Below are 25,141 nucleotides of genomic sequence, written 5' to 3'. Positions count from 1 at the left end.
GATAATAAATGAAAGACCTATACATTTTTTGTACATCCCTATCTTCAAGACTTTTTGTATAGTGAATGCATATGATGTATGAAAGGTTGGAGAATGATTGGGGATTTATTATACACATCAGCATGAAGACGCTTGGAAAGTAGCATTGGAGCGAGGGTATCTACAAGGTGATCCTCAGTACGCTTTTTTCAACGACGAAGGGTTTGAATTTTTTAAACCAGCCTATGATTGGATGGTTGAACAATATGAGCAACGAATTGGAATTTCGTTATGTGGGAACTATCCGGTCTGGTGTTGGGATGAGTTTCCTGACTTGAGCAGGGGTGGACATATCGGACAAGGAAACAAAGGTGTTGTGTTGACAGTTGAATTACCGGATGATCAAGTACTAGCTTCAGAAATTTCATTTTGGGAGTTTGTTCCGTATCACTCTACTTTTTGCGATACAGCCGAGGCCTTTGATCACAGGGAGAATATTGATCCGGCCTATACCCGAAAGTCATGGGAAAAAATCTTTGATAAAAAATGGTGTGAGGAGATGGCGATTCATCGGTCTATCGAGGCACCAGACTATCAATACGTGATTCATCGGATTGAACTGCATCAGGTTCGGGCTGTCATGCCTTTTCGGGACTTGGATGATTGTTTGATGGATCGGGTTCGAGGATTAGCCTGGCAACTCAGTTATAACCTTGGATTCAAGAAGTCGATTCCGTTTAGTTTAGAAAAGCAGAAACGCTAAGCGATATTATGTTTTCCATCAAGCCTTCCACCGTGAAGGCTTTTTCTTATTCTCAAGTAAAGGAGCAAGTTGTGTTGCCATCGCATTTACGATTTGTTTGCCTGTCCTAGAAGCCGATTGACTTTCCTAAACATACCTTGTGTTGCACATATGTTCAATTAGGTGTACATTTGTGCAAAGGGGTGTGGCTGTATGTCAGAAGAACTGAAGAGGTTTTACGAAGTAGCACACTTGTATTACGAACAGAATCAAACACAACACCAGATTGCAGAGGCGCTCGATGTCAATCGGGCGACCATCAGTCGCATGTTGAAACGGATTCGGGAATTAGGGATCGTGAAGTTTCAAATCGATTATGATCGCTTTCAATCAATTGACGTGGCAGCCCAACTGAAAGAGCGGTTCGGTCTAAAACATGTCATCCTTGTACCTGAAAAGTCAGGACAACGCGAAGAGACGTTACAGCGTATGGGGGAAGCGTGCGCAACATACGTCGAGTCGATGGTGACCGATGACGATGTGATCGGCTTTTCTTGGGGGACAGCACTCGCTGCCGTTGTGGAAGCACTCACGCCGAAAGAAGCATATTCGAGTATCCAATGTGTGCCACTCATCGGTGGGCCGGACGGAAAGCTCGAAAGTCGTTTTCATGCGAACACGTTAGCGTATGAAGCCTCACGAAAATGGCGTGGACGTTCTAAATTAATCGATGTTCCTGCTATTTTACCGAATGCCGCTATCAAGCAAGCATTAACCCAGTCGACACATGCTCAAGAAGTCATGGAGCTTTGGGGTCGGATGAACATTGCTCTCTTTGGGATTGGGTCATCCCAACTGAACCAAGAAACCAACTGGTTGGCCTTCTATGGCCAGACGTTCACCGAGGAAATGAACGACCTCCAAATTGTCGGGGATATTTGTTCGAATTTTTATAATCAAAACGGGGAACTCATGACGACGTCCTTATCAGATAGGACGGTCCATATCGAGCACCAACAGCTCGCAAAGGTCCCACTTAAAATCGGGGTAGCCTATGGAAGTGAGAAAGTAGATGCGATTCGAGTCGCCGCCGAGCATCAGTTAATTGATGTCATCGTGACAACCGATCGTACAGCCCAACAACTGTTACAGGGGGAATGAACGGATGGATGTAAAAGAGAAGTGTGCGGAAGCCGCGCTCCCTTGGATTGAGTCAGGGATGACAATCGGTCTTGGGGGTGGCAGTACGATTCAACACCTAATTAATAGGATTCATGCGAATCAACTGGACGTGACAATCGTGACACCTTCATTTGTGACACGACGCGCTTGTTTGGAAAAAGGACTTCGGGTTGTCGAGACAGGGGATGTCACGCTGATTGACCTTGCCTTTGACGGTTGTGACCAAGTCGATGCTCGACACCACGCCCTGAAAAGCGGAGGTGGGATTCATACAGAAGAAAAACTCATCGCGACGATGGCGAAGCGATATGTATTACTGGTGGATGACTCTAAATTTGTGGAACGATTGACGTTCGATCATCCGGTTGTCTTAGAAGTTCTTCCACAAGCATTTACCTATGTTAGCGAGAAAGTCCAAGAGCTCCCATGGGTGGAATCTCTACAAGTTCGTCAAAGTTTGAACAGTGATGGAGCACTAGTGACGGTGAACGGAAACCGATTACTCGACGTGGTCGTCCACCCGTCTAAAGATTCGATTGAGATGCAACACCAACTATCTCAAGTACGTGGTGTGGTCGATACGTCCTTGTTCACAGATGTCGTCACGCACATCATCGTCGCATCGAATCAGGATATAGTCGTCTATTCAACAGAAACGGGGGAAGTGGAATGAAGCAATGGGGAATCATTGGACCTGGAACGATTGCGACAGAATTCGCTCAAGCACTCGCACAATCAGAGGGGATTGCCTACGGAGTGTGGGGACGAGATGTTGAAAAGTCCGAACAATTTGCGCAAGAACATGGTGTGAAACATGTGTACCAGACGTTAGACGAGATGTTGTCGTCACCTGACATCGACATCGTCTATGTGGCGACGCCTCATCACCTCCACTATTCGATGATGGAACAAGCGATTGCTCATGGGAAGCATGTCCTTTGCGAAAAAGCCATCACTTTAAATAGTGAGGAACTCGAGAACATTCATCGTCTGGCTGACAATCAAGGGGTGGTTGTGCTCGAAGCGATGACGATTTATCATATGCCACTCTTTGAAGAGTTGAGACGGCGTGTGCAGGCAGGTGCAATCGGACGAGTCAATATGATTCATGTGACGTTCGGCAGTTATAAAGAAGATGATCCGTCTAATCGTTTCTTCAATCCGGAATTGGCTGGGGGTGCGATGCTCGATATCGGAACGTACGCTTTATCGTTCGCTAGAAGTTTCTTAGATGAAGAAGTAGTGGAAGTGATGACGACGATGAAACCTTATAGGACCGGGGTTGATGAACAATCGAGTACGATCCTTCGAACAAGCTCAAATCAAATGGTGAACATCACATTGGCGATGCGGACAAAGTTACCGAAGCAAGGAGTGATCGCGGGAGAAGACGGGTACATTACCGTCAATGCGTTTCCTCGTGCAACGGAGGCGACCATCACGTATACGAAAGATGGCTCGGTCGAGACCGTTCAGCTTGGGGAGACGGAGCAGGCTTTACGCTATGAAATCGACGCGATGCACCGTGTCATTTCTGGTGAATCTGACGAGACTCGACTTTATTCACGGGATGTCATGACGTGGATGGATCGGATTCGTCAACAATGGAAGGGGACTCATCATGAACAGAGGAATTGATCACATCGGAATGACAGTGCCTTCTATTGAGGAGGCAACTACTTTTTTGAAGGACGCGTTCGACGCTGAGATTTGTTATGACGTGCAGCGTCCAGAAGATGAACCGATGCAAGGAGAAGAGGCGGAGCAGCAACTGGACTTACCAAACGGACAACAAATTATCCATATGCGGCTGCTTCAAATCAAATCGGGACCATCGATTGAATTATTTCAAGTCGCTCATGTGAAAGAAACCGAACCGACTGGAATTTCATCGTACGGTTTACATCACTTCGCGATTTATGTGGACGATATGCAAGAGGCGGCTCAGCGCTTTGAACGTGCTGGAGGACAGTTGTTGTCGAAACCGCATCCGTTAGCCGACGTCGAAGACAATGGAGATAATCAAGGTGTATACGGGAAGGCACCGTGGGGATCACTCATCGAGCTGATCGCCTATCCGGATGGAATTGATTACCCTGCGTCGAGTGAACAGGAGCGTTGGACACCGGCGAAACATAAATAAGTGTATATGAAAAGAATCGCCCTTTCTCAGGCGATTCTTTTTTAGTCCGTATCATTTGTCATTCACAAGAATGTATTAGGGGCATATGTGAACAGATAAAAGCGTATTATAAGTGCCATCTTTTGGTAATATGGAATTATGTTTAATGAGAACAAAATTGTGAATGAGGACGTGACGAGTATGAACGAAGTACAACGATTAATGGACGAGATCATTAAATTCCGTGATGAGCGTGACTGGGCGTTCCATCATAACCCGAAAGATTTGGCACTTTCCCTGTCGCTCGAGGCGAGTGAGTTACTTGAAGTGTTTCAGTGGATCTCCAGTGAAGAAGCGCTTGAGACGAAAAAGACGGAGATGGAAGAAGAACTTGCTGACGTGTTGATCTATGCGCTGACGTTCGCACATGCTGCTGACATCGATGTGTCAAAAGCGATTGAAGACAAGCTCGTGAAAAACGCAGTGAAGTATCCGATTTTGAGTGCGGAAGATTCAAGATGAAATCGAATCACCGATTGCTATTCGTCATGTATCTCGTAGCAGGTATATTGAACTTGGCTCTTTTTCTTGTGATTCCTTTGTTCCACATTGAACGTGCGAACTGGATGAACATCATGTTCCCGCTGTTGACAGTCATCTGGTTTGCGAATGCGTTTGTGCACTGGAGACAGATGAAACGAAAAGTTATGTCGTGAGGTGAATGCATCAGTGAAATTAAATGAGCGCTTCAATCATATGTACGCATCTGGAAAACGCTCGACCCGTCTTGCGATTCAAGTAGGGCTCTTGATTGTCTTCAGTGGTGCTTTGTTTTACTGGGGTGGTCATCAACAGTTAGCCGAAATCACTTGGTTCATCGTCTTATTTCCCATCACAGCGTGTATCAAGATTGCGTTTCGGACGAATGTTCTTTTGACATTTAACGAAAGCGTGCGATATCGACGACTCGTCTGGTATGAGTGTGCTCTAGGTCTTGGAATGATTGGAACGTTTGTACTATTGAGTACGATGATTTTATATAGAGACGAATACAGTTCGGGATTGCTGTTGGCTTGTAGTCTCGTTTTATTTGTCATCGTTGCATCCGAGAGCCTTGATTACAAATTGAAGCAAGTCGACGCATGTCATGTGACGCATCGATTGTACAGTCGGGGAAAAGCCGGCCAGATTGATTGAAAAACGCAAGATTAGAAAAGGAGAAGGGCATCTAACATTACTTGAATGACATATAACCTTGCATACGTTTACTGCCCTTTGATTTGTCCTACACGATATCGGCAAGAATACCTGGACGAATGTTGACGTTTGTTTATGCGCTTCAAGATCAAGCAGGATGACATCAAAGAAGTACAGCCTTCATGAAAAGGGCTGTACTTCTTTTTGTTGAATGAATTGGAGCGTCGATTCCGTCGTTTGAATCGATGCAAATTCTTCATTTAGACTAGCGAGCGACACGTCATGGATGACGTCTGCGGGGATCCATGACCCGCTGATCGATTGACGGTCGAACGTCGCCGTCGCATCGGATACGACGATTGGATTGAAACCCAGGTTACCCGCCATCCGTGCGGTGGTTTCGACACAATGGTTCGTAATTAATCCGGTGATGACGATCTGTGTCGCACCAAGTGCTTCGAGTCGTTCTTGTAAGTCTGTTCCAATGAAGGCGCTGTTCACCTGTTTCGTCAGGATGACATCTTGTTCGCGAGGTTGTATAAAGTCTTGGAACAAATGACCGTCTTTTTTGAAATAGAAAAGTGAGGTCGGAACATTGGTGACATGTTGGACATAGATGATGGGTTGATTTTGCGCTTCCCACGCTTCAATTAACCGTGCGATATTCTCTTCACACTGTGGATTGTTGCGGCTTCCCCAACTTGGATCATGAAAGGCTTGTTGGACATCGATGATGAGTAATGGAATGACTGGTGTTGGCATAGATATTCCCCCTTGAATTGGTTACTTCAAGTGTATGCAACAGTGGAGTATAGATACATAAAGGTTTGACGGAAGTTTCAGCGAATGACTTAAGAAAGAACGGATTATGTACCGTTTCACTTTATTTTTGAAAGGTGAATGCCAAATGGATGAAATTGATCGTCATATTCTTGAAGTGATGCAACAACAGGGCCGAATCTCGATGACCGAATTAGGACGACAGGTTGGATTGTCCACGCCCGCTACGACCGAACGGGTGAAGCGACTCGAAGAACGCGGAGTCATTACAGGATACCGGGCAATCGTCAATCCCGAAAAGATGGATAAACATATGACTGCCTTTATTCTTTATGACACACATCGGTGCGAGGCGTTCCGTGAATTTTGTCGTCAACAGCCGGCTGTTATCGAGTGTCATCGCTTAGCCGGGCAGTATAGCTACCTTGTCAAAGTGGTGACGGAGAACGTGCGCACGTTAGAGACGTTCATCGACGAATCGATGGAGTATGGCCGTCCTTCATCTCTGATCAATCTATCTTCTCCTGTCTCATTCCGACCCATCATATAAAATGACCAGGTTATTTTTTTATCGCGGTACTTCTGCTGAAATCTTTTAAACTAGCAGAAGAGGAACGATGAAAGGATTGAAAGGTTTTGGGTATCTACTACACATATCAACGAGAAGAAGCGTGGCAGCAAGCTTTGAAAAAAGGATATCTTGAAGCGAGTGGAGAATATGCGTTGTTCAGTGAAGGCGGATTGGAAGAGTTCAAGCCTGCCTATGATTGGATGGTCGAACAATACGAGAAGCGTATTGGTATTTCATTAAATGGGAACTATCCAATCTGGTGTTGGGATGAGTTCCCCGACTTAGGACGAGATGGACATATTGGCGAGGGGAACCGAGGTGTCGTCTTGACCGTTGAGATACCCGATGAAGAAGTGTTAGCATCCGAGTTTTCCTATTGGCATCATGTGCTTAGTAACTTTCCATTGTATGAGACGTTAGAAGAATATGACCGAGAAGACGAACCGGACGAACTGTTCGTGCGTCAATCGTGGGAGCGTATCTTTGACAAAGCATGGTGTGAAGCGTCCGTCGCGGACCAACCAAATGTCGGGTTGATCTATCAGTATGTCACCCATCGTATTAAGCTTACGCAAGTGCGAGCGATCATGCCATTTGTAGGACGAGGTAACAATTGGTTGGATCGAGTAACGGGGATGGGATGGCGAATCGGGCATAAACTCGGACTCATTCGATCTAAACCGTTTGAATGGAAAGTGTGATAAGACGAAACGCAGCTAACATGAGTCAGCTGCGTTTTGTGTTCGAATCTAATTGTTGTTCGATGCGATCAAGACGTTCAATTAATACCCTAAACTGTTCAGCGTTTTGACGCTCGAGTTCAAGGTTCTCCGCTGCGCGTTTTTCAAATCGATTGACCACTTTGACAAGCCAAACAATTCCGAACACAATGGCGATGATTGGTAAGAAAAATGCAAGGCTTGCAAACAATGAACTGATGATGATATTCACGAATACTTCCCCCTTTGTCTATACCCTATTATACTTCCAAATCCATCCATCATGACAAGGGTAACAGTAGCATTTTATATTAAACATTCGTTAGGCTAAACATAAAGAATCGAAAAGAGGTCTCAATTAGGATGAATTCAACAAATCGACAGCGTTCTATAAAGTGTCCGACCCGTCTTGGAACGGACGAGGATGGTTACGTCATCAACCAAACGTCCATCCGTCATATACAGCCTGAGTTTGAAACCGTCCTTTTCAAAGCAATCGAATTGGTGAAAGAAGCATTCGGTGAACAGTTACATAGCATATACCTATACGGAAGCATCGGTCGCGGGACGGCCGTTGCTGGACAATCGGATTTAGATTTGACGGTGCTCGTGCATGAGGATGTCGATGCGACGGAATTGGTGGAGCAGACGGAGCGATTGCTAACGGAGCATCCGGAAGTCATTAAAATCGACTATGATATCGGGCGTCTGGATGCGGCGCTCGATCCTGCGAACCGTTTTGAATGGGGATTTTGGCTAAGACATCTATGTACGTGTGTCGACGGGGAAGATGTTTCGACTCAATTCCCGCGCATGAAGCCGGATGCTCGCGTTAGTGAGGCGTTGAACCAAGACTTGGTTTCCTCGATTGAAGCAGCCAAATCGAAATTGCTTCGTGGACAGATGTCTCATCTGGAGAAACGCTCCATCGTGAAGCGCGTCATCCGAGGTTGGTATTTGACGATTAACGTGAAGGACGAGAGTTTTGTGTCGACCGTAGTTGGATGCTTGGAAATTTTGAGACGTTACTACCCTGAAAATCAACAAGTGGTTCAGGGAAAGACATTATTAATGCAAAGCGATATTTCGAATCAACAGCTTTTTAATTACTTGAATGATGTGGATTGGATGTGAATATGATGAAAAAACAAATCGCCATCATCGGAGCTGGTGTCAGTGGACTTTATGCCGCGACCCAACTTCATCAAAAAGGATATGACGTCACAGTCTTTGAGGCACGTGACCGAGTCGGTGGACGTATCTTCACGAAGGACGGCTATGACCTCGGTCCGACGTGGTTTTGGCCGGATACGGAGAAGACAATCTCTGAACTCGTGGATACACTCGGACTCAAGTCATTCGTTCAACATACGACAGGACAAATGGTACTCGAACGTCAAACGACGACTGCACCGGAACGACATGTACTACCGGAGGAAAGCATCGTCTTATCCAAACGTTTAGTCGGTGGGATGACAAGTCTAGTGGAAGCTCTGCATGTGCAGTTGCCCGATGACAGCGTTCGGTTTGCACACCGGCTTACCTCGATCGAACGACAGTCAGACCGAGTCCAACTGACATTTCAAAATGGTACGGTGCATCACACAGACGACGTGATCCTTGCGATTCCACCACGTCTCGTTGCAGATATAGCAATTGCACCTACGCTGTCCGCTTCAACACGCAATGCGCTCAAGACGACCCCGACCTGGATGGCGTCTCAAGCGAAGGCGCTCATCGTATACAAGACACCGTTTTGGCGAGAAGAAGGTCTGTCTGGATTTGGGATGAGTTGGGTCGGCCCGCTCCAAGAGATTCATGACGCCTCGCCAATGAACGGACAAGGTGCGCTGTTCGGATTCTTCCGCCTGTCACCGGATGAACGGACAGCGTTAGGGGAAGGACAGGTAAAGACGCGTGTCATCGAACAGCTGGAGAAGTTATACGGTCCGAAAGCAAATGACTTCGTGCGATTTCATTACATGGATTGGTCGACAGAATCAGAGACGGCGACATCGGATGACCTCATGCCGCTCACGGCATTCCCGGCTTACGGTCCGATCGAACTCGGAGACCGACTCCATTTGATTGGTTCGGAGACAGATGCCCAGTTCGGCGGACATATCGAAGGGGCGTTGCGGTCGGCAAATCGAATCGTACAAGTGTTGGCATAAAGAAAAGACAAATCGTCCGACTAGAGACGATTTGTCTTTTTCATTTAAACTTCTGAATCATCAACGCGAGCGAGCGATTGATCATCTTCATCTCGTCATCCTCGAGGACCGAAAACATCTCTTCGGCGAGGCGCTCTTCAATCGCATCGATTTGTTTCGAGTACGCCAGACCGTTCGGACCGAGCCGGATGAAGCTTTCCCGAAGGTTCTCGGGGTTTTTTTCCCGAACGACGAAATCACGTTGTTCGAGCACTTTGAGCACCTGGCTGACGGCACTTTTGGAGATGGACATCTTCGTCGCGATCTCTGTCGTCGTCCACGTCTCTTGGCGCTTGAAGAGAAGAAGCATCTGTTCTTGTTGATAACTCAACTCGAATTCGTTCAGTTCCGTAAAATATTTCGTGAACAGCAAGTCGAGCTCATCGATTTGGCGGTACATCGTGAGGAATTGTTGTTTTCGTGTTTCATTCAACGTGTCATTCATCCTTTCTTTACGGTGTCTGTCGGAACGTTTCGCTCCGGAGGTATAAGAGAACACCACACACTAGTCCGATTATACCAAATGCCAATAAGAGCGTTTGAATCGGTACAGATAAGGCGACGAGCACCGATAAAATGGCGAACGCAATCGGTTCAAGCCCCGAGGCGGCGAGCGACATGATGCTCATGACGCGTCCAATTTTGTCAGGGTCGCTTTGTTCCTGCATGATGGTGACGGTCGGCAAATACACGAGCATGATCATAAATCCGCTCATGGAAGCTGCGACGGCAAGCAGGGGAATCGATTGGACTTGCGTGTAGAGGAAGAATGCACCGAGTGTCAGGAATAGGGCGCGGAAGACGAAGCGTCCACGATGAACCGACCTTAACAATAGAATCAGGAAGCTTGCGACGAACGTTCCTACAGCGAGACCGCCTTCGATGATACTCAAATCAAATGCTGTTCCTCCGACCGAGCCAACGAGAATCGGGATACTCATGATGAGTGGTCCCATGACGAACAAGTTGACGATGGCGATGGCAAACGTTCCACTTCGTAAAACAGGTGTCTTGGATACGTAACGAATCCCTTCTTTCAAATCAACGAGTACATCTTTTGGTGAGAGTGGAGCGACCTCGGGAATGTTGTCTTGAATCAGCCGTGGCATAATCAAGATTGCGGAGAGAAAGATCAATGCAGCGGCCGTCCCAAAACTGAGCCCGAAGCTTCCCCACGTCAGTAGGATTCCTGCAAGGAACGGACCGATGACGAACATCAGCTCGAGTGACCCTTGGAAGAGGGAGTTTGCCCGTTGCAACTGTTGACCTGATACGATTGAAGGCATGAGTGATGACAGTGCTGGGTAACACATGCCGTCTAAAAGACCAAACAATACGGAGATGATCAAGAGTGCTGCCACCGAATATGCGTCTGCAAAATGGAGCGAGACGACAATTAACATCAACACTCCTTGCCCGATATTCGTTAAACATAACAAGCGACTCTTTTGGAACCGATCGGCGAACACACCACCGAACACCATCATGACAACGCGAGGTAACGAAACTGCGGTCAAAATGATTCCGAGTAGCGTCGGTTGTTTCAACACATCAATGGTTAACCACGAGACGCTCAAGAAGAAAATTGAAAACCCGAGCGTGAGCGTCATCCCGGATAACCAGGTAAACACAAATCGGGAATTGCTTAATAAACTCATGTTGATAACCTCTTACTTTCTTTTTTAAGATATAGTTAAGTTAACTAAACTATAAGCCGAGACAGTCATATCGTCAAGAAACATGACTTTGGTACGAAAATGTAAAATAACGGAACTTTTCTCATGCTCATCCCGTATAGTGAAACAAGAGGTGAACGAGATGAATAAACAAGAACGACTACATACAATCAAACAATCAAATCGAAAGCGACTCCTGCAACGCTTACTTTTAGCGCTTCCGGCAGGTCTTGCAGTTTACTTCCTCATGCGAACTGACGGGAACATCTGGATCGGGTTCGCCATCATCGGCGGGGTGTTACTTGCGACGCGTTACTTTTTTTCGAATGAAGCAGAGGCAATCAGTCAATTGTCGGAGCAAGAACAGGTGAAACGTGTCGTGACACTGCAGTATCATCTGGACTTCCTCTTTATCGCATTGCTCGGACTCGTCAATCCGCTAGCCATCCGAATCATAGACTGGTCTTGGATTCCTGTGGTCCTCATCGGTGGGGCATTGCTTTATATTTTATGGGCGCAAGAGAAGCTCGATCAACAAATCCGCTGGCTCGACCCGGAACAACCGACACGTCGCGAGATTCGACGATTCTGAAAGGATGAATGAGATGAATAAACAAGAACGAATCAATACGATTTATCGTTATCAGCAGCGTTGGCTTTTTTGGAGAATGGGGCTGGCAGGTCTGACCGGGATGTTTGTCTTTCTGGCACTCCAGTCAGACGGTGCGTCAAGATATATCATTCCATTAGGGATCACATTAGCGGGTATGTTGTTCGCAATCGGACGAGAGCGTCGCTTCGTCAGAAAGTTGACGAATGTGGAACAAGCCAAACGGATCATCGATTGGCAGTATGTATCAGAAATGGGGCTACTCGTCTTGTTGGCGATTCTCTTCCCATTCATCGTTCTGATCAATTGGCCGGAATGGTCGCTATTCGTCGTCTTCTTAGGCGGAGTCATCTTATTGCAAGTCGCACAGAAAAAGCTCGACCGACAGATTCCTGAGTATGACGAAGAACAGCCAATGCGTCACGAAATCAAACTCGACTTCGTGAAAGATTGAGGTGACACCGTGGATAAAGCGGAACGACTTCAACGAATTGAACAGTTTGAGAAGCGATTCACCCGTCTCAACATCATCGTGAGTGTAGTCATGCTAGGCGTATTCATCTATTTTCTGTCGACATGGAGCCTATATAGCATTCTCCTACCAGGTGCCGCACTTCTTTACACGACATGGCTTGAATGGAACAAGATGAGATTGCAACAATCCTTCAATCCCTCAACACGCTATCATCGTCTATTGCGAATCGATTTTGCTGTCATGTTGATCAGTTTAATATGGTTCATGATTTTGATTGCTATGCATTTCATTGGAATCAATATCTTACCGTGGATAAGTTGGGCGCTCCTCATCGGCGGACCGTGTCTCATATTGATTCCACGTTGGATTGACCGAAAGCAGTCCGCGCTTGACGAGCACCACGTCACATCGGGCGAATGGACTCGGACAAACCGGGAACGTTTGAAACATGCGTTAGATGATTTTTCAAGGAAAGGTCGTAAAGAGTCATGACGAAACAAGAACGAATTCAATATATCGGGGCATATCGGAAAATGCATCAAAATACGAGCATCTGGCTTACAGCGGTCCTCGTTGTCTGCAACAGTTTCGTGCTCGGTTTTGACACATGGTGGATATGGGGAATCGGATCGACGTTAGCAGCGACTGGACTCATTTATCTAACACGTCAAGAAAGTAAACAGTTGCAAACCATGACGTCCGGAAAAGCCAAGTCACTCACGAAGCGTTTGTACCGCCTCTACTCTTACTGGATCGGAGCGATCACAGGAATGGTCCTTCTCAGTCGCCTTGAGGTTTCATCAATCGGTCTAGGTTTCATCGTACTGGGCATCATTGGTCTAGGCATCGTCATGTTAGCATGGATCCACTATCAGACCGTCCGGCAATTACGACATTCCGACCCGGATCAACCGACACGGGATGAGGTGACGAAGCACTATCGATCTTACGAAAGGAGTACATATGCTGACGAAAGAAAAGCGAATTGAACGGTTACTCGAGCAGGATGACAGTCATTGGCGTTGGGGATGGGGCGTCGCCATCGCGACTGTCGTGATGACATTCCTCATCGCTGCGCAGTCCAAACTATACGCCCCCCTCATCGTCTTTATTAGTTTTTTCCCGTATCTCTGTTTCGAGTGGCGGAAGACAAAACTGCTCCTCACCTTTAACGAGAATGCGCGTTATCAACGTGTGGTATATACAGATTTCGGGATCCAGTGGCTCTGCTTCGTCTCGACCATCTGCCTATTGGCCGCCTATTATGCCGATTTGTTATCTCCTATTTTAGCGATTGCCGGGTTATTCGGAATCGGTGCCCTATCGATTCTTGGACCATATGTCATCAATCGCTACTTGCACACCCTCGATCCCCATCATGTACGAGGGAAAGAATTGCGTGAAGCGCGTGATCAACGCCTCCATGAGTCTAAAACGAACACCTGAAAAGGGTTCGTTTTTTATTTGAGGACATCGGTCCTTTTCTTCTTCGGTACGGAGGCGTAAGCTGACAATGTACGTAGAACTAGTAGAAGAATCGAGGAAGACATTCATGTTGGCTATTTTGATTGGATTGACGATTGGGATTTTGTTGCCGATTCAGACGAGTGTGAACTCTCGTTTGCGTCAGGTGGTCGGCTCCCCATTCGTCGCATCATTTTTATCGTTTACCGTCGGGACCATCTTTTTGTCCTTGTTGCTCCTTTTGACCGGGCAGTCATTCGGGTTTGACAGCTCGGTCAATCAGCAAGGTCCCACTTGGATGTGGGTTGGCGGATTGTTAGGTGTCTTGTTCTTAACAGGAAATATCTTGCTGTTCCCGAGGCTTGGAAGTGTCCAGACGGTCATCATGCCAATCTTTGGACAGATTTTAATGGGACTGTTGATTGACCATTTTGGTTGGTTCAACTCCGTTGAGCATCCGATCACGGTATTGCGCTTCTTCGGGGTCGTGCTCGTCTTACTAGGCGTCATCGGAACGGTCGCCTTATCCGACTGGCTCAATCGTCGGAGAGGAAAACTTGTTGTCTCCATGGAAACGGACACGGGGAACTTGAACCTCTGGCGACTGTTCGGAATTTTCACGGGAATGATGAGTGCCACGCAAACGGCCATTAATGGCTATTTGGGAACGGTGCTCGAATCGGCACTGAAAGGGGCACTCGTCTCCTTCGTTGTCGGGACGATGGCGCTATTGCTCATCTTGCTCGTCTCGCGCCAACCGGTTCCGCTCGGACGATTGAAAGGTCAACCATGGTGGATCTGGCTCGGTGGGATCATTGGGGCGCTCTTCATCGGAGGAAACGTCCTTATCGTTCCGATTGTCGGGACGGGGATTGCTGTCATTATCGTCATTGTCGGACTGTTATGTGGTAGCTTGCTAATCGATCGCTTCGGTTGGTTCGGAGCGAAGAAGAACCCGGTCACCGGTGTTCAACTCGTGAGCCTGATCGTCATGGTACTTGGGATTGTATTGATTCGTTTGTCATAAAGGGGGAGAAAGATGAGAGGTGTGTTGTTTGCAATCAGTGGAGGCTTCTTTCTGACGCTACAAAGTGTGGCAAATGCGCGAATCAGTTCACAGATTGGGACGTGGCAAGCGGCGACGTTGACGCAGTTCACGGGATTCGCTGTCGCCCTTCTCGTCATGTTAGTACTGCGAGATCGCACGTATGCACAGATGCGTCATGTGAACCCGCTTTATTTATCGGGTGGTGCGTTTGCGGCGCTCATCTTGTTCAGTAATATGACGGCCGTTCATGAGCTCGGAGTCACACTGACGATTTCCCTGTTTCTCATCGCACAGTTGGCACTCGCGCTCGTCATCGACTGGCGCGGCTGGTTCGGGATGGTACGTCGGAACTTAAACGCGGCGCAGTTGTTCGGGGTGTTCATGATGATTGCGGGCGTCATCTTATTAAAATGGTAAGGGGAGACGGAAATGGTTGATGCATACGTGAAACGATTTGAATTAGACGTTTTGCCCGTTGCTGCGCAACAAAAATTGCAACTCGTCCATTACGAAGCGGGCGACGTCATCTGTACACAAGGTGATGAAGCGGAGCACCTCCGTTTCTTAGTGAAAGGAAAGATTCGCGTTTCACACACTTCCGCTACCGGCAAGCGACTCGTCCTTTCTTTCAAATATCCGCTCGATTTGATTGGGGATATCGAATATATTCAACGAACTCCTTATTTGAATACGGTTGAGGCGGTCACAGAAGTCGAGATGCTCGTCATCCGGTTCGAGGACTTGGTCCAGCACGCGCACCAAGAAGTCGCCTGGTTACATTATTTGTTAGAAGAAATCACCCGGAAATTCGAACGGAAGTCGCAATCGCTCAGCTTCAACCTGTTCTATCCCGTTGAAGTACGCCTGGCGAGTTATCTGTTATCGATGACGCCAGATGACCAAACGCTCGGCTCGACCGTGGATCAATTGACGGATATCGCCGATTTGATCGGGACAAGTTATCGTCATGTGAATCGAACGCTTCGACGTTTTGTTGAAGTGGGCTTGATTGAGCGCAATCGACGGATGATTACGATTATTGACCGAGAAGGGTTGGTAGAGATTGTCGGGGAGAGCATTTATGAATAGGAGGGAAGAACCGTGGCGATTGGAATGATGCTTGCCATCTTCGGCGGAATGCTCGTCTGTGTGCAAAATACGTTTAACGCCAACGTCAAAAAGCGTGTCGGTGCATGGGCGACGACGACACTCGTTCTCTGTCTTGGATTTTTAGCGTCACTGCTCATTGGGTTGTTCCAAGAAGGGAGTGCCTTGTTCCGAGTAGATGAGATGGAGACATGGTACTGGTTTAGCGGAATCCTTGGTGTCGGGGTCGTCATGAGTGTGACGCAAGGTGTCGAACGGCTCGGACCGAGTTACGCCATCTCGATTGTCATGGTGTCACAAATCCTGTTTGCTCTCCTCTGGGATACGTTAGGATGGTTCGGATTGACGGCCGTCCCGTTCACATGGAAGACGGTCGTTGGGATTGTCTTGATTGTTGGTGGGGTACTCGTGTTTCAGTTGAGTGGGAAGACACGAGTCACATCAGCCAAAGTCTCAAAAGCGGGTTAACGACAAGCATCTGATATCCATCAGGTGCTTTTTCCTTTTTAATGGAAAATCCTCGAAACTTCGCTTTCAGATTGGTAAGATAAAATTACCGAGAAAATTGGATGATTTTTACTGCTGGAGGTGTATGAGATGTTGCGTGACGAACGAATAGAGTACTTATACGATCAATCGTGGACGAAAAAGGGGCCCCTTCTTGTGATGATCATCGGTGCGGTGACGGCACTTTGGTTATGGTTCAACGATTCAAGAATGAGCCTGTTCCTGTTCATTTTTTGCGCGGTGATGTTCATGCCGCTTCTGTTTTCGACGTGGCATAAAGTTCAGTTGTTTTTACAGTTCAATGACTCGCCCACGTATCGGCGCTTTATCTATCTAAAAGGTGTGACCCAGTTTATTCTCTTGATTGGCGTCATGTCGATGCTCGCGTTCTACTCATTGAAGTACATCACGCTAGACACGATGAGTCTTGGAGGAGCCATTCTTATCGCAAGTTGTCTTCTTTTAGATTCATGGATCGACTGGAAGATTCTAAAGGTCGATGACGAGCATGTCGTCGAGAGCTTATTAGGACTGATGAATCGGGAGAAATAAAGAAGGAGGAAGGTAAATGGATAAACAAGAACGTATCCCGCGAATGGTCGAACAGGACCTCGACGCACGAGGGATCAGTGCGATATTTGGAATCATCGGTCTCTTTCTGTTTCTGGTTGTTTCGGTCATAAAAGGTGTCACGGTGACGACCGTTGCCTTCTCTTTCCTCGTGACCCAACTGCCGATGCTCTATCAAGCGTGGCGACGGATGAAGTTGTTACGCACATTCAACGAAGACGAGGAATACCAACACCTCGTTCGTCAAGAATTTCTCATCATCGTCACCATGTTTGTGTCACTTGGTGTATTTACTTTCCTCACGTGGTTCGTGTTGGATTCGATGCAGGAACTACTCGTTGTCGCATTAATTGGCGTCATCCCGCTCCTCATCTGGTACATACCGATGGACCGTAAACTGCGTGAAGCGGACCCGGAACATGTGACGAATCGGGAATTACGACGCGCACATCGTGAATAATAAAAATCAGCCCTGACACGTGTCAGGGCTGATTTGTTCAAGAGAACATCGCAACGAGAAAGCCGCAGACGACCATCCCGATTGTATAGAATGTGAACCGGTGTCGTTCCCAAAACGAGTCATTCATCGTGTCACCGCCACATCATCAAGTGGTGTATCGACCATCCGAACGAATGCTTCGTCCGGGTCGGTCGTTCCAGATTCTTTGAGCCAGTCTTGGAAGTCACCTTCATATAAAATACGTCCACCGTGTAGGAAGATGACGTGGGCATCAAGTTGAACCAAGTCATGCAACTGATGTGTTGAGATGAGACACGTCTTGCCCTCGTCGACGAGGCGTTGCAGGCGGCGCATGATTTGAATGCGTGATGCCGGATCGACCCCGCTCGTCGGTTCGTCAAATAAATAGAGGGAACGCTTGATGGAAGACAATAGTGTCACGAAGAGCCATTTTTTCTCCCCGACGGACATCTTTCCGAGTTTCATCGTCCATAGATGTTCGAACAGTTCTTGTTCTCGGGACGTCGAAAGGTTATTTACATAAGACTCGAGTTTCTTGAAGTCGGGGCGCTGCGACAGTCGTCCAATGAAATAGGCGAAGTCTTTCCCCGTCAATTCATGATGGTTGTACATGAGTTGCGTCAAATAGAGCATGTCCGTCGTCGGGACGAGGTCGAGTGACGCCTTGTCAACGGGAAGAGTACCCGTCATACAGTCAAACAATGTCGTCTTCCCGGCACCATTTTGTCCGATCAATACGTTCAGCTTATTGGGTTGCAGTGTGAACGAGACGCCGTCGAGCACAGGACGTGTCGCTTTCGGATAGTGATAAGTGAGTTGGTTTACGTGCATAAGAACCTCCTAGCGTGTGATAAGTGAGACGAGACTGAAGCGTTTCAACGCAATCGCACCGATGATGAAGTAACCGAGTACGGAAAGGGATGTCGCCCATGCTCCGAACGAGAGGTCGACTTGAGTCGTCAGGTGCAGCAATCCGAGCGCGAATTCATGGAGCGCAAAGAACGGGTTGAGAAAGCTGAACCATTGATCAGGTGACTTGATTGCCAATAAAAAAAGCGGAAACATCAGAATGTTCGCGAATGTACCGAGACTCGATACTTTCACTGGAAGTGCCGTAATGGCGACACTTGCAATCGCGAACGGCATACTGCCGATCAATACGAGTAGAGACGTTGCAATCAACTTGAACGAGAAGAACCCGTGTACGAGCGTGACGACCGTTGTGAATAAAAGTAGGCTGATGGAGGCGAATAAGAGCTGCGCCAAGATGACGGCGATGACATACGTCAGTTTGTTCCCAGAAATCATCACGTACGTTTTCATCAGCCCGTATTCACGCATACGAGCGAGTTCGATGCCGACACCGTTCACATATGTAGCAAGAATAATATACACCCAGAAATAAGAGAGCTCTGGGTAGTATTCCGCTGTCGTTGCTTGGCGAATATCTGAAAACGACTGCGTCAAGGCGATCATGAGCGGAATTCCGAATGTCCAGATGAATGGAACTTTATCAGTGGCGACAACTTTGGCATACATAAAGAAATAACTTGTGATTTGATGCATCCTGTTCCTCCGTTTGTATGTTTGAATGTTTGTATCGTAGCACAATATACGGAAGTTGATTGGAAAAAGTTTCAAAAAATAATCCCTCACATCGAATGAGGGATTGAAGATAATCATTTCACTTTGTCGCGTTTCGCGATTTTGTCACTCACTTGCTGACCGCTCAACGTCACCATCGGCATACCGCCGCCCGGGTTGACGGTCCCGCCGACAAAGTAGAGGTTATGATAGAGTTCGCTCTGCTTCTTATGTTTGAAGCCGCCATTCCGATTCTTGTCGGCGACCGTTCCATAAATGGCACCTCGGTCCGATCCATATGTCCGCTCGATATCGTGAGGTGTCCATACGTCACGCGTCACCGTATGTTCACGCAAGCCCTCGAGTCCCATCCGTTCTAACTTATCGAGTACACGCTCTTCAAAGGCGGCGTACTCTTCTGCGGTGAACGGATTGTCTTGGATATACGGGATGTGTGGCAAGATTTTAATGTTCTCATGTCCTGGTGGTGCTTGAGTCGGGTCGGTCTTGTTGACGTTGACGAGATAAATCGTCGGGTCGTCCGGCAATTCATGTTTCTCAAAAATTTTGTCCATTTGTTCATGCAAGTTTTCGGAGAAGAAGAAGTTATGATGTGCGAGTTGTGGATAAGCTTTCTTTACCCCGAGATGGAGGACGAAGCCTGAGCTTGCTGGTTCGTATTTATCGACGAGTTTGTCGACGTACTGTTCGTCCGCGTCGACCATCTTCTGATAGAACGGGATCACTTCCATGTTCGAGACGAAATAATCGGCTGATCGGAGACGTCCATCCTCAAGCTCGATCGCTGAAATCTTTCCATTTACCGTATGGGCACGAACGACGCCTTCTCCGGTATGTAACTTCACACCAATCTCTTCGGCAAGCTTCGTCAATCCTTCCGCGAGCTTGTGAGTCCCGCCTTCGACGTACCAACATCCTTGTGCATACTGCATGTAAATCATCATGTTTAAGACGGCTGGTGCATTATATGGAGACGACCCGACATATTTGACGTAATACGAAAGCATATCGCGTAAATGAGGGTTACTGATGCGTTTTTTGATGGCGCTATACATGGTCGACGTCAAATCGAACCCGAAGAGAGTTGGGAAAATACCTGTCTTCATGACCGCTTCTAAAGGGGACTCAAAGCCTTCGGCCAAGTATCCCTTTTCCGTCGTCTTATAAATGCGTGCTGCGTAATTCAGCAGCTCACGATATTCCTGCATGTCTTTTCGAGAGAGGGAAGGATTTGCGCGTTGCATCTGTTCGAGGTCATGATACAAATCGAGTACGGTCTCGTCCGGGAAGAACGAGCGCCATTCGAGCTCAAGCCGCTTTATGGAAACATAGTCCTCCATACGTTTGCCGCTTCCGCGGAACAGCTTATCGAAGATGTGAGGCATCGTTAAAATCGAAGGCCCGAGGTCGAAACCGAATCCATCCTGTTCGAGCCGATTCACTTTCCCGCCGATGTGGTCGTTCTTTTCATAGAGTGAGACGTCGTAACCTTTTTGAGTGAGCGAGATGGCTGCAGACAATCCGCCGAGCCCTCCGCCGATGACGATGACCGACTTATTCACTGATGGCATATATTCGCCGCCTTTCTGAAGTATTATTTTCAAAAAACAGAATGATTGCTACCTCTTCTATTCCCGTTTCCAAATGAATTGAACATGCTTTTACGGATTTGCCACATCCACACAAAGATGTCATCCCTGAACGGAGAAAAGTTTTGTATAGTAAGGGAACAGAGTCTGAACGAAAGTAGGAATGTAGGATGATCGTAAAAACAATTACACTTCAATTTGCGAACGGCGATGAGATCATAATCCCGTTTGACGACATTGAGTCATGTCGGATGCATGATATAAAAGACGGGATGCGTTTAGCGACGGATGGTCAGGTGATTAAAGAAAAAGTGATGCATGGACTCGACCTCGTATTGAAAGATTCAGCGAATCAAGTCGAATGGAGCGGACACGAGGAACCGTTTGACCGTCTGCGTCGAATCGCGGACTTACAGCACCTCACTTTTGAGTTTGAAGGGATGCGAGGGAAGTCGTACCGCATCGCGTGGCATGATTTGGAGGCGTCACAAAACGTTTATCAGGAGACAACTGAAGAGAATGGAAGCTTGCACGTACAGGTTCGCGTCTCATAAAATAAGCCTCTCGCAAAAATATGCGGGAGGCTTTAGTCGTTTGATTTCACACCGCCAGCGACGAGCGGTCCTTCAAACGTGATTGTATAGATGATGCGAGCGATGTCCTCTGCTGTCTCTTCTGCTGACGGATTATTCAACCATTCGTAGATGACCCCCATGTGCGCCGAAGAGAGATAGGCGACGAGATACGGGGGCGGGACCATCATCTTGTCTAGGTCAAACAACGTTGCGGGTGAACGCTGAAACAAGGCGGCCTGCATGAATGCACGGAGCTTCGTCTGAAATGTCGGGTCTCCGTTCGGTCCAAGAAGTGGCTTCATGATGATTTGGTTGTCTTCGATGAAGCGGATGAACGGAATGAGGTAATGGTACGAGTTGTCGGTCCGTTCGTCTCCGAAGATATGTGGCAAATGATGAATCAACTTTTGTTCGGCCTCTTCAAAGATTTCGTTGACGCATTTCTCCATCAACTCGAATTTATCCACATAGTGACTATAGAACGTACCTCGATTGATTCCAGCTCGTTCGGTCAATTGCTTGACGGTGACGGCTTCGAATCCTTGCTCTTCGATGAGACTAAAGAAAGCATCTTTAATCAATTTTTTCGTACGGATGACGCGTAAATCGGTTTGTTCCATATTATTTCTCCTTTTTCTCAACACAATCCATTCATCTGTCGGAAAACCGACACGATGACCAATATTGACGATTGTTGCTGTTCTGAACGAGGTCTATACTGAACATATAAACCAACACGGTGTCGATTATCTTGAGTATACACGATGAGGCGCCGAAAAGGAGTGATAGGCATGAACATTCAATTGCAACATGTCGAGAAATCGTTCGGTGACCAGCTCGCCATCGACAACATCGACTTTACCATCCCGTCTGGAGAGATTTGTTGCTTGCTCGGGCCATCCGGATCGGGTAAGACGACGCTCATTCGACTCATGATTGGCGCACTTGCACCGGACAAAGGAAGTGTCCATATCGGGGAAACAAAGATGCCGAGTATGGCCATGCTCCAACAAATCGGATTTATGCCGCAAAACGATGGGTTGTATGAAGACCTGTCGGCCGAGGCGAACCTTGCCTTCTTCGGTTCGATTTATAAGTTAGGGAAAAAGGCGCTTCAGGAACGGATCACAGAAGTGCTCGCGCTTGTTGATTTAACAAACGATCGGCATAAACTCGTCCGAAATTTTTCGGGAGGGATGAAGAAGCGTCTTTCCTTAGCCATTGCGATCCTTCATAAGCCGGACGTGTTGTTTCTCGATGAGCCGACGGTCGGGATTGATCCGATTTTACGCCGCCAGATTTGGGATCAGTTCCAAACGATTCGAGCGGAAGGGACGACCATCATCGTCTCGACACACGTCATGGATGAAGTGCTCGAGTGTGACCGTGCTGCACTCGTCTATAATGGACGATTGATTGCGTACGATCATGTGCAAGGCTTGCTCGACCAGACCGAGAACGGTCGCGTCGAAGAACTGTTCTTAATTGCTGGGAAAGAGGAGGTGGGTGACCATGCGTAACTTAGCGAAACGTGTCATCTTCCAAACGTTGAACGACAAGCGCAGTGTCGCTTTGATTTTAATCGCACCGCTTCTCATTTTGACACTCGTCTACTTCTTACTTGGAGACTCGGATTACGTGCCGACCGTCGTTCTCGATGAAAATGCACCAGAACAGCTCGTCACTGCATTTGAGGACGAGACGCTCGAGGTGGAACAGGCATCGTTCGATGATCCGAAGACGTATATCGAAGACAATGAACAGGTCGATGCCGTTTTTGAAATGGATCAGGAAGGCACGGCCATCACGTTACGTGAACCGTCGACAAAGTCTTCAAAGGCAGTTCGTGAAATTCAAGATGCGTTGACGACGCTCAACCCGGCAGCCGAGGTTGATACGTCATTCGTCTACGGAGAAGAAGACCAATCTACGTTCGATTCGTTTGGCTTCGTCTTCCTATCACTCTTCTCATTCTTCTTCGTGTTCATCCTTTCTGCGATGGCACTCGTCAAAGAACGGAGCGGGGGCACGCTTGAACGACTCTTGATGACGCCGATCAAGCGGGGACAAGTCATTTTAGGATATACGCTCGGATACGGTGTATTTGCGGTCGTTCAGTCGATTTTCATCGTACTCTATTCGATTTATGTACTCGGGCTGTCTTCGCTCGGGAATATGGCGTGGGTCATGCTGACGATGCTACTCATGGCGGGAACAGCCGTCCTCTTCGGGGCGACCATCTCCGTGTTTGCCCGATCGGAACTACAGGTCGTTCAGATGATTCCATTTACGATCATCCCGCAAGTGTTCTTCTCAGGACTCATTCCACTCGACTTGATTCCGTACGGTCTCGGAAACTTGAGTTACGTCATGCCAATCTTTTACGGGGCAACGGCAATCAAGGAAGTGATGGTATACGGAAGTGGGTTCTCAGGCATTTGGATGTATTTACTCGGGTTGATTCTTTATGCAGGTGTCTTATATCTCTTGAACATGCGTGCGCTCGGGAAATACAGAGGACACTAAGGTGAACTACTCACCACTTATTTGTTTCACAAATGGAAGTGGGAGCTTCTTGGGAAGACCGTGCTTTTACCAGCCACGGTTATGGACCAAGCTCGTCGGGCAGTCCCTGCCCTGAAGGATTGTCAGTCGGCCAACATCAATAGGTTGAGGCTCGCATTGATGTCACGGTCATGATGCGCGCCACAGGCACACGTCCATTCACGGACATCCATCGCCTTCTTCTCGCCTTTTACGCCGCAAGAAGAACAGATCTGCGTCGATGCGAACCAGGGGTCTGCCTTGATGAGCGTCCGTCCGTAGAAGTTTGATTTGTATTCGAGTTGACGGACGAACTCGTACCAACTGACATCTCCAATCGACTTCGCCACCTTGTGGTTCTTCATCATGTCCTTCGATTTCAATGTCTCCACGACGATGACTTGGTTCTCGTCAACGATCCGTCTCGACAGCTTGTGAAGGAAGTCCTTGCGTTGGTTCGCGATCTTCTCATGTCTCTTAGCGAGGATCAGCCTGGCCTTCTCCCGGTTCCGGCTCCCGGCCTTCTTGCGTGACAGCGTCCGTTGTGCCTTCTTGACCTTTTCTTCGGACTTCCGGAGGAGTCGGGGGTTGTCGATCTTCTCCGAGACCATCGCGTCGTTCGTCATGACGGCGAAGTGTTCCAGACCGAGGTCGATCCCGACCTTGTTCTCGGCTGGGACCCATGGTTCATCGTCCTGTTCGACGAGGATGGAGACAAAGAACTTGTCCGTCCTCGTCATCGAGACCGTCGCCGACCGGATGACGCCCTCGAACGGGCGATGTTGTGTGAACCGCACGAACCCGATCTTCGGCAGCCGGACCTTGCCCGCCTCGATGCGGATCGTACCGTGCTGATTGTTCGTCGTGTAGGAGGCGCGCGACCGTCGTCTCGATTTGAAGGCCGGGAATCCGCCCGTCCCGGCGAAGAACTTCGCGAACGCCGCATCAAGGTTCAGCTTCGCGTTCGCGAGCGCGAGGCTGTCCGCCTCGGCGAGGAACGGGAACAGGGGCTTGTAGGATGCGGGTGTCGCCGGTTTCCGTCTCGTCACGATCCCCGCTTTCGCCTCCTCGCGGATGGCGATGCGGTCCTCGAGCAGCTTGTTGTAGATGAACCGGGCACAGCCGATGGTCTTGATGAGGAACTCGGCCTGTGCAGGCGTCGGGTAGAGCCGGTATGTATAGCCTTTCAGCATGTCCGTCCCTCCTCCCTTCCGAAGATCGTGATGTGTCTTCCTCATCCGATACCCGTGGAGGGGGAGGGAGAATCTGACGGAATCACGAACTTTTGTTCGTCATATCTGTCACAGGGAGAGAAGAGTTTTGGATCGGGCGATTCATCTCCCACCTACGCTGGGCTTCGCCCCGAGACGCTTAGAGGAGGGAGA

35 protein-coding genes are annotated in these 25,141 nt (G+C 48.0%); 26 read left to right on the top strand and 9 right to left on the bottom strand.

All coding sequences use genetic code 11. The features are described from left to right. Window positions 1-97 precede the first annotated feature (97 nt). From KNO87_RS13905 to KNO87_RS13870, 8 genes are all read left to right on the top strand, one after another. Complete coding sequence (locus tag KNO87_RS13905) at window positions 98-742, top strand: DUF3841 domain-containing protein (protein ID WP_214814765.1); 645 nt, start codon at window positions 98-100, stop codon at window positions 740-742. A 192-nt stretch (window positions 743-934) separates the two neighbouring features. Continuing rightward, window positions 935-1,882, top strand: coding sequence for a sugar-binding transcriptional regulator (locus KNO87_RS13900; RefSeq protein WP_214814763.1), 948 nt, complete (start codon window positions 935-937; stop codon window positions 1,880-1,882). A 4-nt stretch (window positions 1,883-1,886) separates the two neighbouring features. Continuing rightward, complete coding sequence (gene rpiA / locus KNO87_RS13895) at window positions 1,887-2,576, top strand: ribose 5-phosphate isomerase A (RefSeq protein ID WP_214814761.1); 690 nt, start codon at window positions 1,887-1,889, stop codon at window positions 2,574-2,576. Beyond that, window positions 2,573-3,541, top strand: coding sequence for a Gfo/Idh/MocA family protein (locus KNO87_RS13890; RefSeq protein ID WP_214814759.1), 969 nt, complete (start codon window positions 2,573-2,575; stop codon window positions 3,539-3,541). The genes rpiA and KNO87_RS13890 overlap by 4 nt, the downstream gene beginning before the upstream one ends. Then, entirely contained in the window at window positions 3,525-4,046 is a 522-nt protein-coding gene (locus tag KNO87_RS13885) for a VOC family protein (RefSeq protein WP_214814757.1), read from the top strand. The genes KNO87_RS13890 and KNO87_RS13885 overlap by 17 nt, the downstream gene beginning before the upstream one ends. A gap of 180 nt (window positions 4,047-4,226) precedes the next feature. Next, on the top strand, window positions 4,227-4,547 hold the full coding sequence (locus tag KNO87_RS13880; protein WP_214814755.1) for a nucleotide pyrophosphohydrolase: 321 nt from the start codon (window positions 4,227-4,229) through the stop codon (window positions 4,545-4,547). After that, window positions 4,544-4,741, top strand: coding sequence for a hypothetical protein (locus KNO87_RS13875; protein ID WP_214814753.1), 198 nt, complete (start codon window positions 4,544-4,546; stop codon window positions 4,739-4,741). The genes KNO87_RS13880 and KNO87_RS13875 overlap by 4 nt, the downstream gene beginning before the upstream one ends. Before the next feature lie 13 nt (window positions 4,742-4,754). Next, the gene (locus KNO87_RS13870; RefSeq protein ID WP_214814751.1) at window positions 4,755-5,222 is read left to right on the top strand and encodes a hypothetical protein; all 468 of its coding nucleotides are present in this window, start codon (window positions 4,755-4,757) and stop codon (window positions 5,220-5,222) included. A gap of 180 nt (window positions 5,223-5,402) precedes the next feature. Here the strand turns inward: KNO87_RS13870 and KNO87_RS13865 are convergent, their stop codons facing one another. Continuing rightward, complete coding sequence (locus tag KNO87_RS13865; RefSeq protein ID WP_214814749.1) at window positions 5,403-5,984, bottom strand: cysteine hydrolase family protein; 582 nt, start codon at window positions 5,982-5,984, stop codon at window positions 5,403-5,405. 145 nt (window positions 5,985-6,129) lie between these two features. On the opposite strand from KNO87_RS13865, the gene KNO87_RS13860 reads away from it, so the two are divergent. Together KNO87_RS13860 and KNO87_RS13855 are read left to right on the top strand one after the other, a co-directional pair. Next, the gene (locus tag KNO87_RS13860) at window positions 6,130-6,552 is read left to right on the top strand and encodes an Lrp/AsnC family transcriptional regulator (protein WP_214814747.1); all 423 of its coding nucleotides are present in this window, start codon (window positions 6,130-6,132) and stop codon (window positions 6,550-6,552) included. An 86-nt stretch (window positions 6,553-6,638) separates the two neighbouring features. Further along, entirely contained in the window at window positions 6,639-7,274 is a 636-nt protein-coding gene (locus tag KNO87_RS13855; RefSeq protein ID WP_214814745.1) for a DUF3841 domain-containing protein, read from the top strand. 25 nt (window positions 7,275-7,299) lie between these two features. On the opposite strand, the gene KNO87_RS13850 is transcribed toward KNO87_RS13855, so the two are convergent. Beyond that, the gene (locus KNO87_RS13850; RefSeq protein ID WP_214814743.1) at window positions 7,300-7,524 is read right to left on the bottom strand and encodes a hypothetical protein; all 225 of its coding nucleotides are present in this window, start codon (window positions 7,522-7,524) and stop codon (window positions 7,300-7,302) included. 131 nt (window positions 7,525-7,655) lie between these two features. Between KNO87_RS13850 and KNO87_RS13845 the strand changes: the two genes are divergently transcribed. Next, complete coding sequence (locus KNO87_RS13845; RefSeq protein ID WP_251126836.1) at window positions 7,656-8,426, top strand: nucleotidyltransferase domain-containing protein; 771 nt, start codon at window positions 7,656-7,658, stop codon at window positions 8,424-8,426. Window positions 8,427-8,431: 5 nt separating this feature from the next. After that, complete coding sequence (locus KNO87_RS13840; protein ID WP_214814741.1) at window positions 8,432-9,466, top strand: flavin monoamine oxidase family protein; 1,035 nt, start codon at window positions 8,432-8,434, stop codon at window positions 9,464-9,466. Window positions 9,467-9,506: 40 nt separating this feature from the next. On the opposite strand, the gene KNO87_RS13835 is transcribed toward KNO87_RS13840, so the two are convergent. Both KNO87_RS13835 and KNO87_RS13830 read right to left on the bottom strand, forming a co-directional pair. Further along, window positions 9,507-9,938: a MarR family winged helix-turn-helix transcriptional regulator gene (locus KNO87_RS13835; protein ID WP_214814739.1), complete on the bottom strand. Its 432-nt coding sequence runs from the start codon at window positions 9,936-9,938 to the stop codon at window positions 9,507-9,509. A 19-nt stretch (window positions 9,939-9,957) separates the two neighbouring features. After that, on the bottom strand, window positions 9,958-11,163 hold the full coding sequence (locus tag KNO87_RS13830) for an MFS transporter (RefSeq protein ID WP_214814737.1): 1,206 nt from the start codon (window positions 11,161-11,163) through the stop codon (window positions 9,958-9,960). 160 nt (window positions 11,164-11,323) lie between these two features. On the opposite strand from KNO87_RS13830, the gene KNO87_RS13825 reads away from it, so the two are divergent. From KNO87_RS13825 to KNO87_RS13775, 11 genes are all read left to right on the top strand, one after another. Then, a complete protein-coding gene (locus KNO87_RS13825) occupies window positions 11,324-11,773 on the top strand; it encodes a hypothetical protein (protein ID WP_214814735.1) in 450 nt (149 codons plus the stop codon). 13 nt (window positions 11,774-11,786) lie between these two features. Beyond that, window positions 11,787-12,245, top strand: a complete 459-nt coding sequence (locus KNO87_RS13820; protein ID WP_214814733.1) for a hypothetical protein — start codon at window positions 11,787-11,789, stop codon at window positions 12,243-12,245. A gap of 9 nt (window positions 12,246-12,254) precedes the next feature. Further along, on the top strand, window positions 12,255-12,758 hold the full coding sequence (locus KNO87_RS13815) for a hypothetical protein (protein ID WP_214814731.1): 504 nt from the start codon (window positions 12,255-12,257) through the stop codon (window positions 12,756-12,758). Next, on the top strand, window positions 12,755-13,255 hold the full coding sequence (locus tag KNO87_RS13810) for a hypothetical protein (RefSeq protein ID WP_214814729.1): 501 nt from the start codon (window positions 12,755-12,757) through the stop codon (window positions 13,253-13,255). Before KNO87_RS13815 ends, KNO87_RS13810 begins: the two co-directional genes overlap by 4 nt. After that, entirely contained in the window at window positions 13,230-13,712 is a 483-nt protein-coding gene (locus tag KNO87_RS13805) for a hypothetical protein (RefSeq protein WP_214814727.1), read from the top strand. The genes KNO87_RS13810 and KNO87_RS13805 overlap by 26 nt, the downstream gene beginning before the upstream one ends. A 67-nt stretch (window positions 13,713-13,779) precedes the next feature. Then, the gene (locus KNO87_RS13800; RefSeq protein WP_214814725.1) at window positions 13,780-14,757 is read left to right on the top strand and encodes a DMT family transporter; all 978 of its coding nucleotides are present in this window, start codon (window positions 13,780-13,782) and stop codon (window positions 14,755-14,757) included. Window positions 14,758-14,769: 12 nt separating this feature from the next. Beyond that, entirely contained in the window at window positions 14,770-15,195 is a 426-nt protein-coding gene (locus KNO87_RS13795; protein ID WP_214790919.1) for a DMT family transporter, read from the top strand. 12 nt (window positions 15,196-15,207) lie between these two features. Then, entirely contained in the window at window positions 15,208-15,867 is a 660-nt protein-coding gene (locus tag KNO87_RS13790) for a Crp/Fnr family transcriptional regulator (RefSeq protein WP_214814723.1), read from the top strand. Between the two features lie 12 nt (window positions 15,868-15,879). After that, window positions 15,880-16,353, top strand: coding sequence for a DMT family transporter (locus KNO87_RS13785; protein WP_214814721.1), 474 nt, complete (start codon window positions 15,880-15,882; stop codon window positions 16,351-16,353). A gap of 129 nt (window positions 16,354-16,482) precedes the next feature. Next, window positions 16,483-16,944 carry a hypothetical protein gene (locus tag KNO87_RS13780; protein ID WP_214814719.1) on the top strand — a complete coding sequence of 154 codons (462 nt, stop codon included), beginning with the start codon at window positions 16,483-16,485 and terminating at the stop codon, window positions 16,942-16,944. Window positions 16,945-16,960: 16 nt separating this feature from the next. Next, window positions 16,961-17,422, top strand: a complete 462-nt coding sequence (locus KNO87_RS13775; RefSeq protein WP_214814717.1) for a hypothetical protein — start codon at window positions 16,961-16,963, stop codon at window positions 17,420-17,422. 123 nt (window positions 17,423-17,545) lie between these two features. On the opposite strand, the gene KNO87_RS13770 is transcribed toward KNO87_RS13775, so the two are convergent. The 3 genes from KNO87_RS13770 to KNO87_RS13760 all read right to left on the bottom strand — a co-directional run bounded on the left by KNO87_RS13770 (window position 17,546) and on the right by KNO87_RS13760 (window position 20,619). Continuing rightward, complete coding sequence (locus KNO87_RS13770) at window positions 17,546-18,274, bottom strand: AAA family ATPase (protein WP_214814715.1); 729 nt, start codon at window positions 18,272-18,274, stop codon at window positions 17,546-17,548. A gap of 9 nt (window positions 18,275-18,283) precedes the next feature. Continuing rightward, window positions 18,284-19,009 (bottom strand): hypothetical protein, encoded by a 726-nt coding sequence (locus KNO87_RS13765; protein WP_214814713.1) that lies wholly within the window; start codon window positions 19,007-19,009, stop codon window positions 18,284-18,286. A 113-nt stretch (window positions 19,010-19,122) separates the two neighbouring features. Continuing rightward, a complete protein-coding gene (locus KNO87_RS13760) occupies window positions 19,123-20,619 on the bottom strand; it encodes a phytoene desaturase family protein (protein WP_214814711.1) in 1,497 nt (498 codons plus the stop codon). A 188-nt stretch (window positions 20,620-20,807) separates the two neighbouring features. Here KNO87_RS13760 and KNO87_RS13755 point away from each other — a divergent pair, with 188 nt between their 5' ends. After that, the gene (locus KNO87_RS13755) at window positions 20,808-21,191 is read left to right on the top strand and encodes a hypothetical protein (RefSeq protein ID WP_214814709.1); all 384 of its coding nucleotides are present in this window, start codon (window positions 20,808-20,810) and stop codon (window positions 21,189-21,191) included. A 32-nt stretch (window positions 21,192-21,223) separates the two neighbouring features. On the opposite strand, the gene KNO87_RS13750 is transcribed toward KNO87_RS13755, so the two are convergent. Further along, window positions 21,224-21,832: a TetR/AcrR family transcriptional regulator gene (locus KNO87_RS13750; RefSeq protein WP_214814707.1), complete on the bottom strand. Its 609-nt coding sequence runs from the start codon at window positions 21,830-21,832 to the stop codon at window positions 21,224-21,226. 171 nt (window positions 21,833-22,003) lie between these two features. On the opposite strand from KNO87_RS13750, the gene KNO87_RS13745 reads away from it, so the two are divergent. After that, a complete protein-coding gene (locus KNO87_RS13745) occupies window positions 22,004-22,732 on the top strand; it encodes an ABC transporter ATP-binding protein (RefSeq protein ID WP_214814705.1) in 729 nt (242 codons plus the stop codon). After that, window positions 22,725-23,738 carry an ABC transporter permease gene (locus tag KNO87_RS13740; RefSeq protein ID WP_214814703.1) on the top strand — a complete coding sequence of 338 codons (1,014 nt, stop codon included), beginning with the start codon at window positions 22,725-22,727 and terminating at the stop codon, window positions 23,736-23,738. The genes KNO87_RS13745 and KNO87_RS13740 overlap by 8 nt, the downstream gene beginning before the upstream one ends. A 122-nt stretch (window positions 23,739-23,860) precedes the next feature. Here KNO87_RS13740 and tnpB read toward each other — a convergent pair whose 3' ends face one another. Beyond that, complete coding sequence (tnpB, locus tag KNO87_RS13735) at window positions 23,861-24,949, bottom strand: IS200/IS605 family element RNA-guided endonuclease TnpB (RefSeq protein WP_214814701.1); 1,089 nt, start codon at window positions 24,947-24,949, stop codon at window positions 23,861-23,863. Window positions 24,950-25,141 lie beyond the last annotated feature (192 nt).

It is taken from the genome of Exiguobacterium sp. s34, assembly GCF_018617435.1.
Lineage (GTDB): Bacteria > Bacillota > Bacilli > Exiguobacteriales > Exiguobacteriaceae > Exiguobacterium > Exiguobacterium aestuarii.
The sequence above is the reverse complement of the archived record's forward strand: the minus strand, read 5'-3'. Positions and strand labels throughout refer to the sequence as shown.

Excerpts from the sequence above, each read along its gene's own strand:
- KNO87_RS13750 (WP_214814707.1), bottom strand. The coding sequence starts at position 21,832 with ATGGAACAAACCGATTTACGCGTCATCCGTACGAAAAAATTGATTAAA.
- KNO87_RS13840 (WP_214814741.1), top strand. The coding sequence starts at position 8,432 with ATGAAAAAACAAATCGCCATCATCGGAGCTGGTGTCAGTGGACTTTAT.
- KNO87_RS13860 (WP_214814747.1), top strand. The coding sequence starts at position 6,130 with ATGGATGAAATTGATCGTCATATTCTTGAAGTGATGCAACAACAGGGC.
- KNO87_RS13875 (WP_214814753.1), top strand. The coding sequence starts at position 4,544 with ATGAAATCGAATCACCGATTGCTATTCGTCATGTATCTCGTAGCAGGT.
- KNO87_RS13795 (WP_214790919.1), top strand. The coding sequence starts at position 14,770 with ATGAGAGGTGTGTTGTTTGCAATCAGTGGAGGCTTCTTTCTGACGCTA.
- KNO87_RS13745 (WP_214814705.1), top strand. The coding sequence starts at position 22,004 with ATGAACATTCAATTGCAACATGTCGAGAAATCGTTCGGTGACCAGCTC.
- KNO87_RS13780 (WP_214814719.1), top strand. The coding sequence starts at position 16,483 with ATGTTGCGTGACGAACGAATAGAGTACTTATACGATCAATCGTGGACG.
- KNO87_RS13810 (WP_214814729.1), top strand. The coding sequence starts at position 12,755 with ATGACGAAACAAGAACGAATTCAATATATCGGGGCATATCGGAAAATG.
- KNO87_RS13865 (WP_214814749.1), bottom strand. The coding sequence starts at position 5,984 with ATGCCAACACCAGTCATTCCATTACTCATCATCGATGTCCAACAAGCC.
- tnpB (WP_214814701.1), bottom strand. The coding sequence starts at position 24,949 with ATGCTGAAAGGCTATACATACCGGCTCTACCCGACGCCTGCACAGGCC.
- KNO87_RS13760 (WP_214814711.1), bottom strand. The coding sequence starts at position 20,619 with ATGCCATCAGTGAATAAGTCGGTCATCGTCATCGGCGGAGGGCTCGGC.
- KNO87_RS13820 (WP_214814733.1), top strand. The coding sequence starts at position 11,787 with ATGAATAAACAAGAACGAATCAATACGATTTATCGTTATCAGCAGCGT.
- KNO87_RS13765 (WP_214814713.1), bottom strand. The coding sequence starts at position 19,009 with ATGCATCAAATCACAAGTTATTTCTTTATGTATGCCAAAGTTGTCGCC.
- KNO87_RS13740 (WP_214814703.1), top strand. The coding sequence starts at position 22,725 with ATGCGTAACTTAGCGAAACGTGTCATCTTCCAAACGTTGAACGACAAG.
- KNO87_RS13900 (WP_214814763.1), top strand. The coding sequence starts at position 935 with ATGTCAGAAGAACTGAAGAGGTTTTACGAAGTAGCACACTTGTATTAC.
- KNO87_RS13880 (WP_214814755.1), top strand. The coding sequence starts at position 4,227 with ATGAACGAAGTACAACGATTAATGGACGAGATCATTAAATTCCGTGAT.
- KNO87_RS13890 (WP_214814759.1), top strand. The coding sequence starts at position 2,573 with ATGAAGCAATGGGGAATCATTGGACCTGGAACGATTGCGACAGAATTC.
- KNO87_RS13755 (WP_214814709.1), top strand. The coding sequence starts at position 20,808 with ATGATCGTAAAAACAATTACACTTCAATTTGCGAACGGCGATGAGATC.
- KNO87_RS13790 (WP_214814723.1), top strand. The coding sequence starts at position 15,208 with ATGGTTGATGCATACGTGAAACGATTTGAATTAGACGTTTTGCCCGTT.
- KNO87_RS13775 (WP_214814717.1), top strand. The coding sequence starts at position 16,961 with ATGGATAAACAAGAACGTATCCCGCGAATGGTCGAACAGGACCTCGAC.
- KNO87_RS13885 (WP_214814757.1), top strand. The coding sequence starts at position 3,525 with ATGAACAGAGGAATTGATCACATCGGAATGACAGTGCCTTCTATTGAG.
- KNO87_RS13845 (WP_251126836.1), top strand. The coding sequence starts at position 7,656 with ATGAATTCAACAAATCGACAGCGTTCTATAAAGTGTCCGACCCGTCTT.
- KNO87_RS13800 (WP_214814725.1), top strand. The coding sequence starts at position 13,780 with ATGTACGTAGAACTAGTAGAAGAATCGAGGAAGACATTCATGTTGGCT.
- KNO87_RS13805 (WP_214814727.1), top strand. The coding sequence starts at position 13,230 with ATGCTGACGAAAGAAAAGCGAATTGAACGGTTACTCGAGCAGGATGAC.
- KNO87_RS13825 (WP_214814735.1), top strand. The coding sequence starts at position 11,324 with ATGAATAAACAAGAACGACTACATACAATCAAACAATCAAATCGAAAG.
- KNO87_RS13770 (WP_214814715.1), bottom strand. The coding sequence starts at position 18,274 with ATGCACGTAAACCAACTCACTTATCACTATCCGAAAGCGACACGTCCT.
- KNO87_RS13830 (WP_214814737.1), bottom strand. The coding sequence starts at position 11,163 with ATGAGTTTATTAAGCAATTCCCGATTTGTGTTTACCTGGTTATCCGGG.
- rpiA (WP_214814761.1), top strand. The coding sequence starts at position 1,887 with ATGGATGTAAAAGAGAAGTGTGCGGAAGCCGCGCTCCCTTGGATTGAG.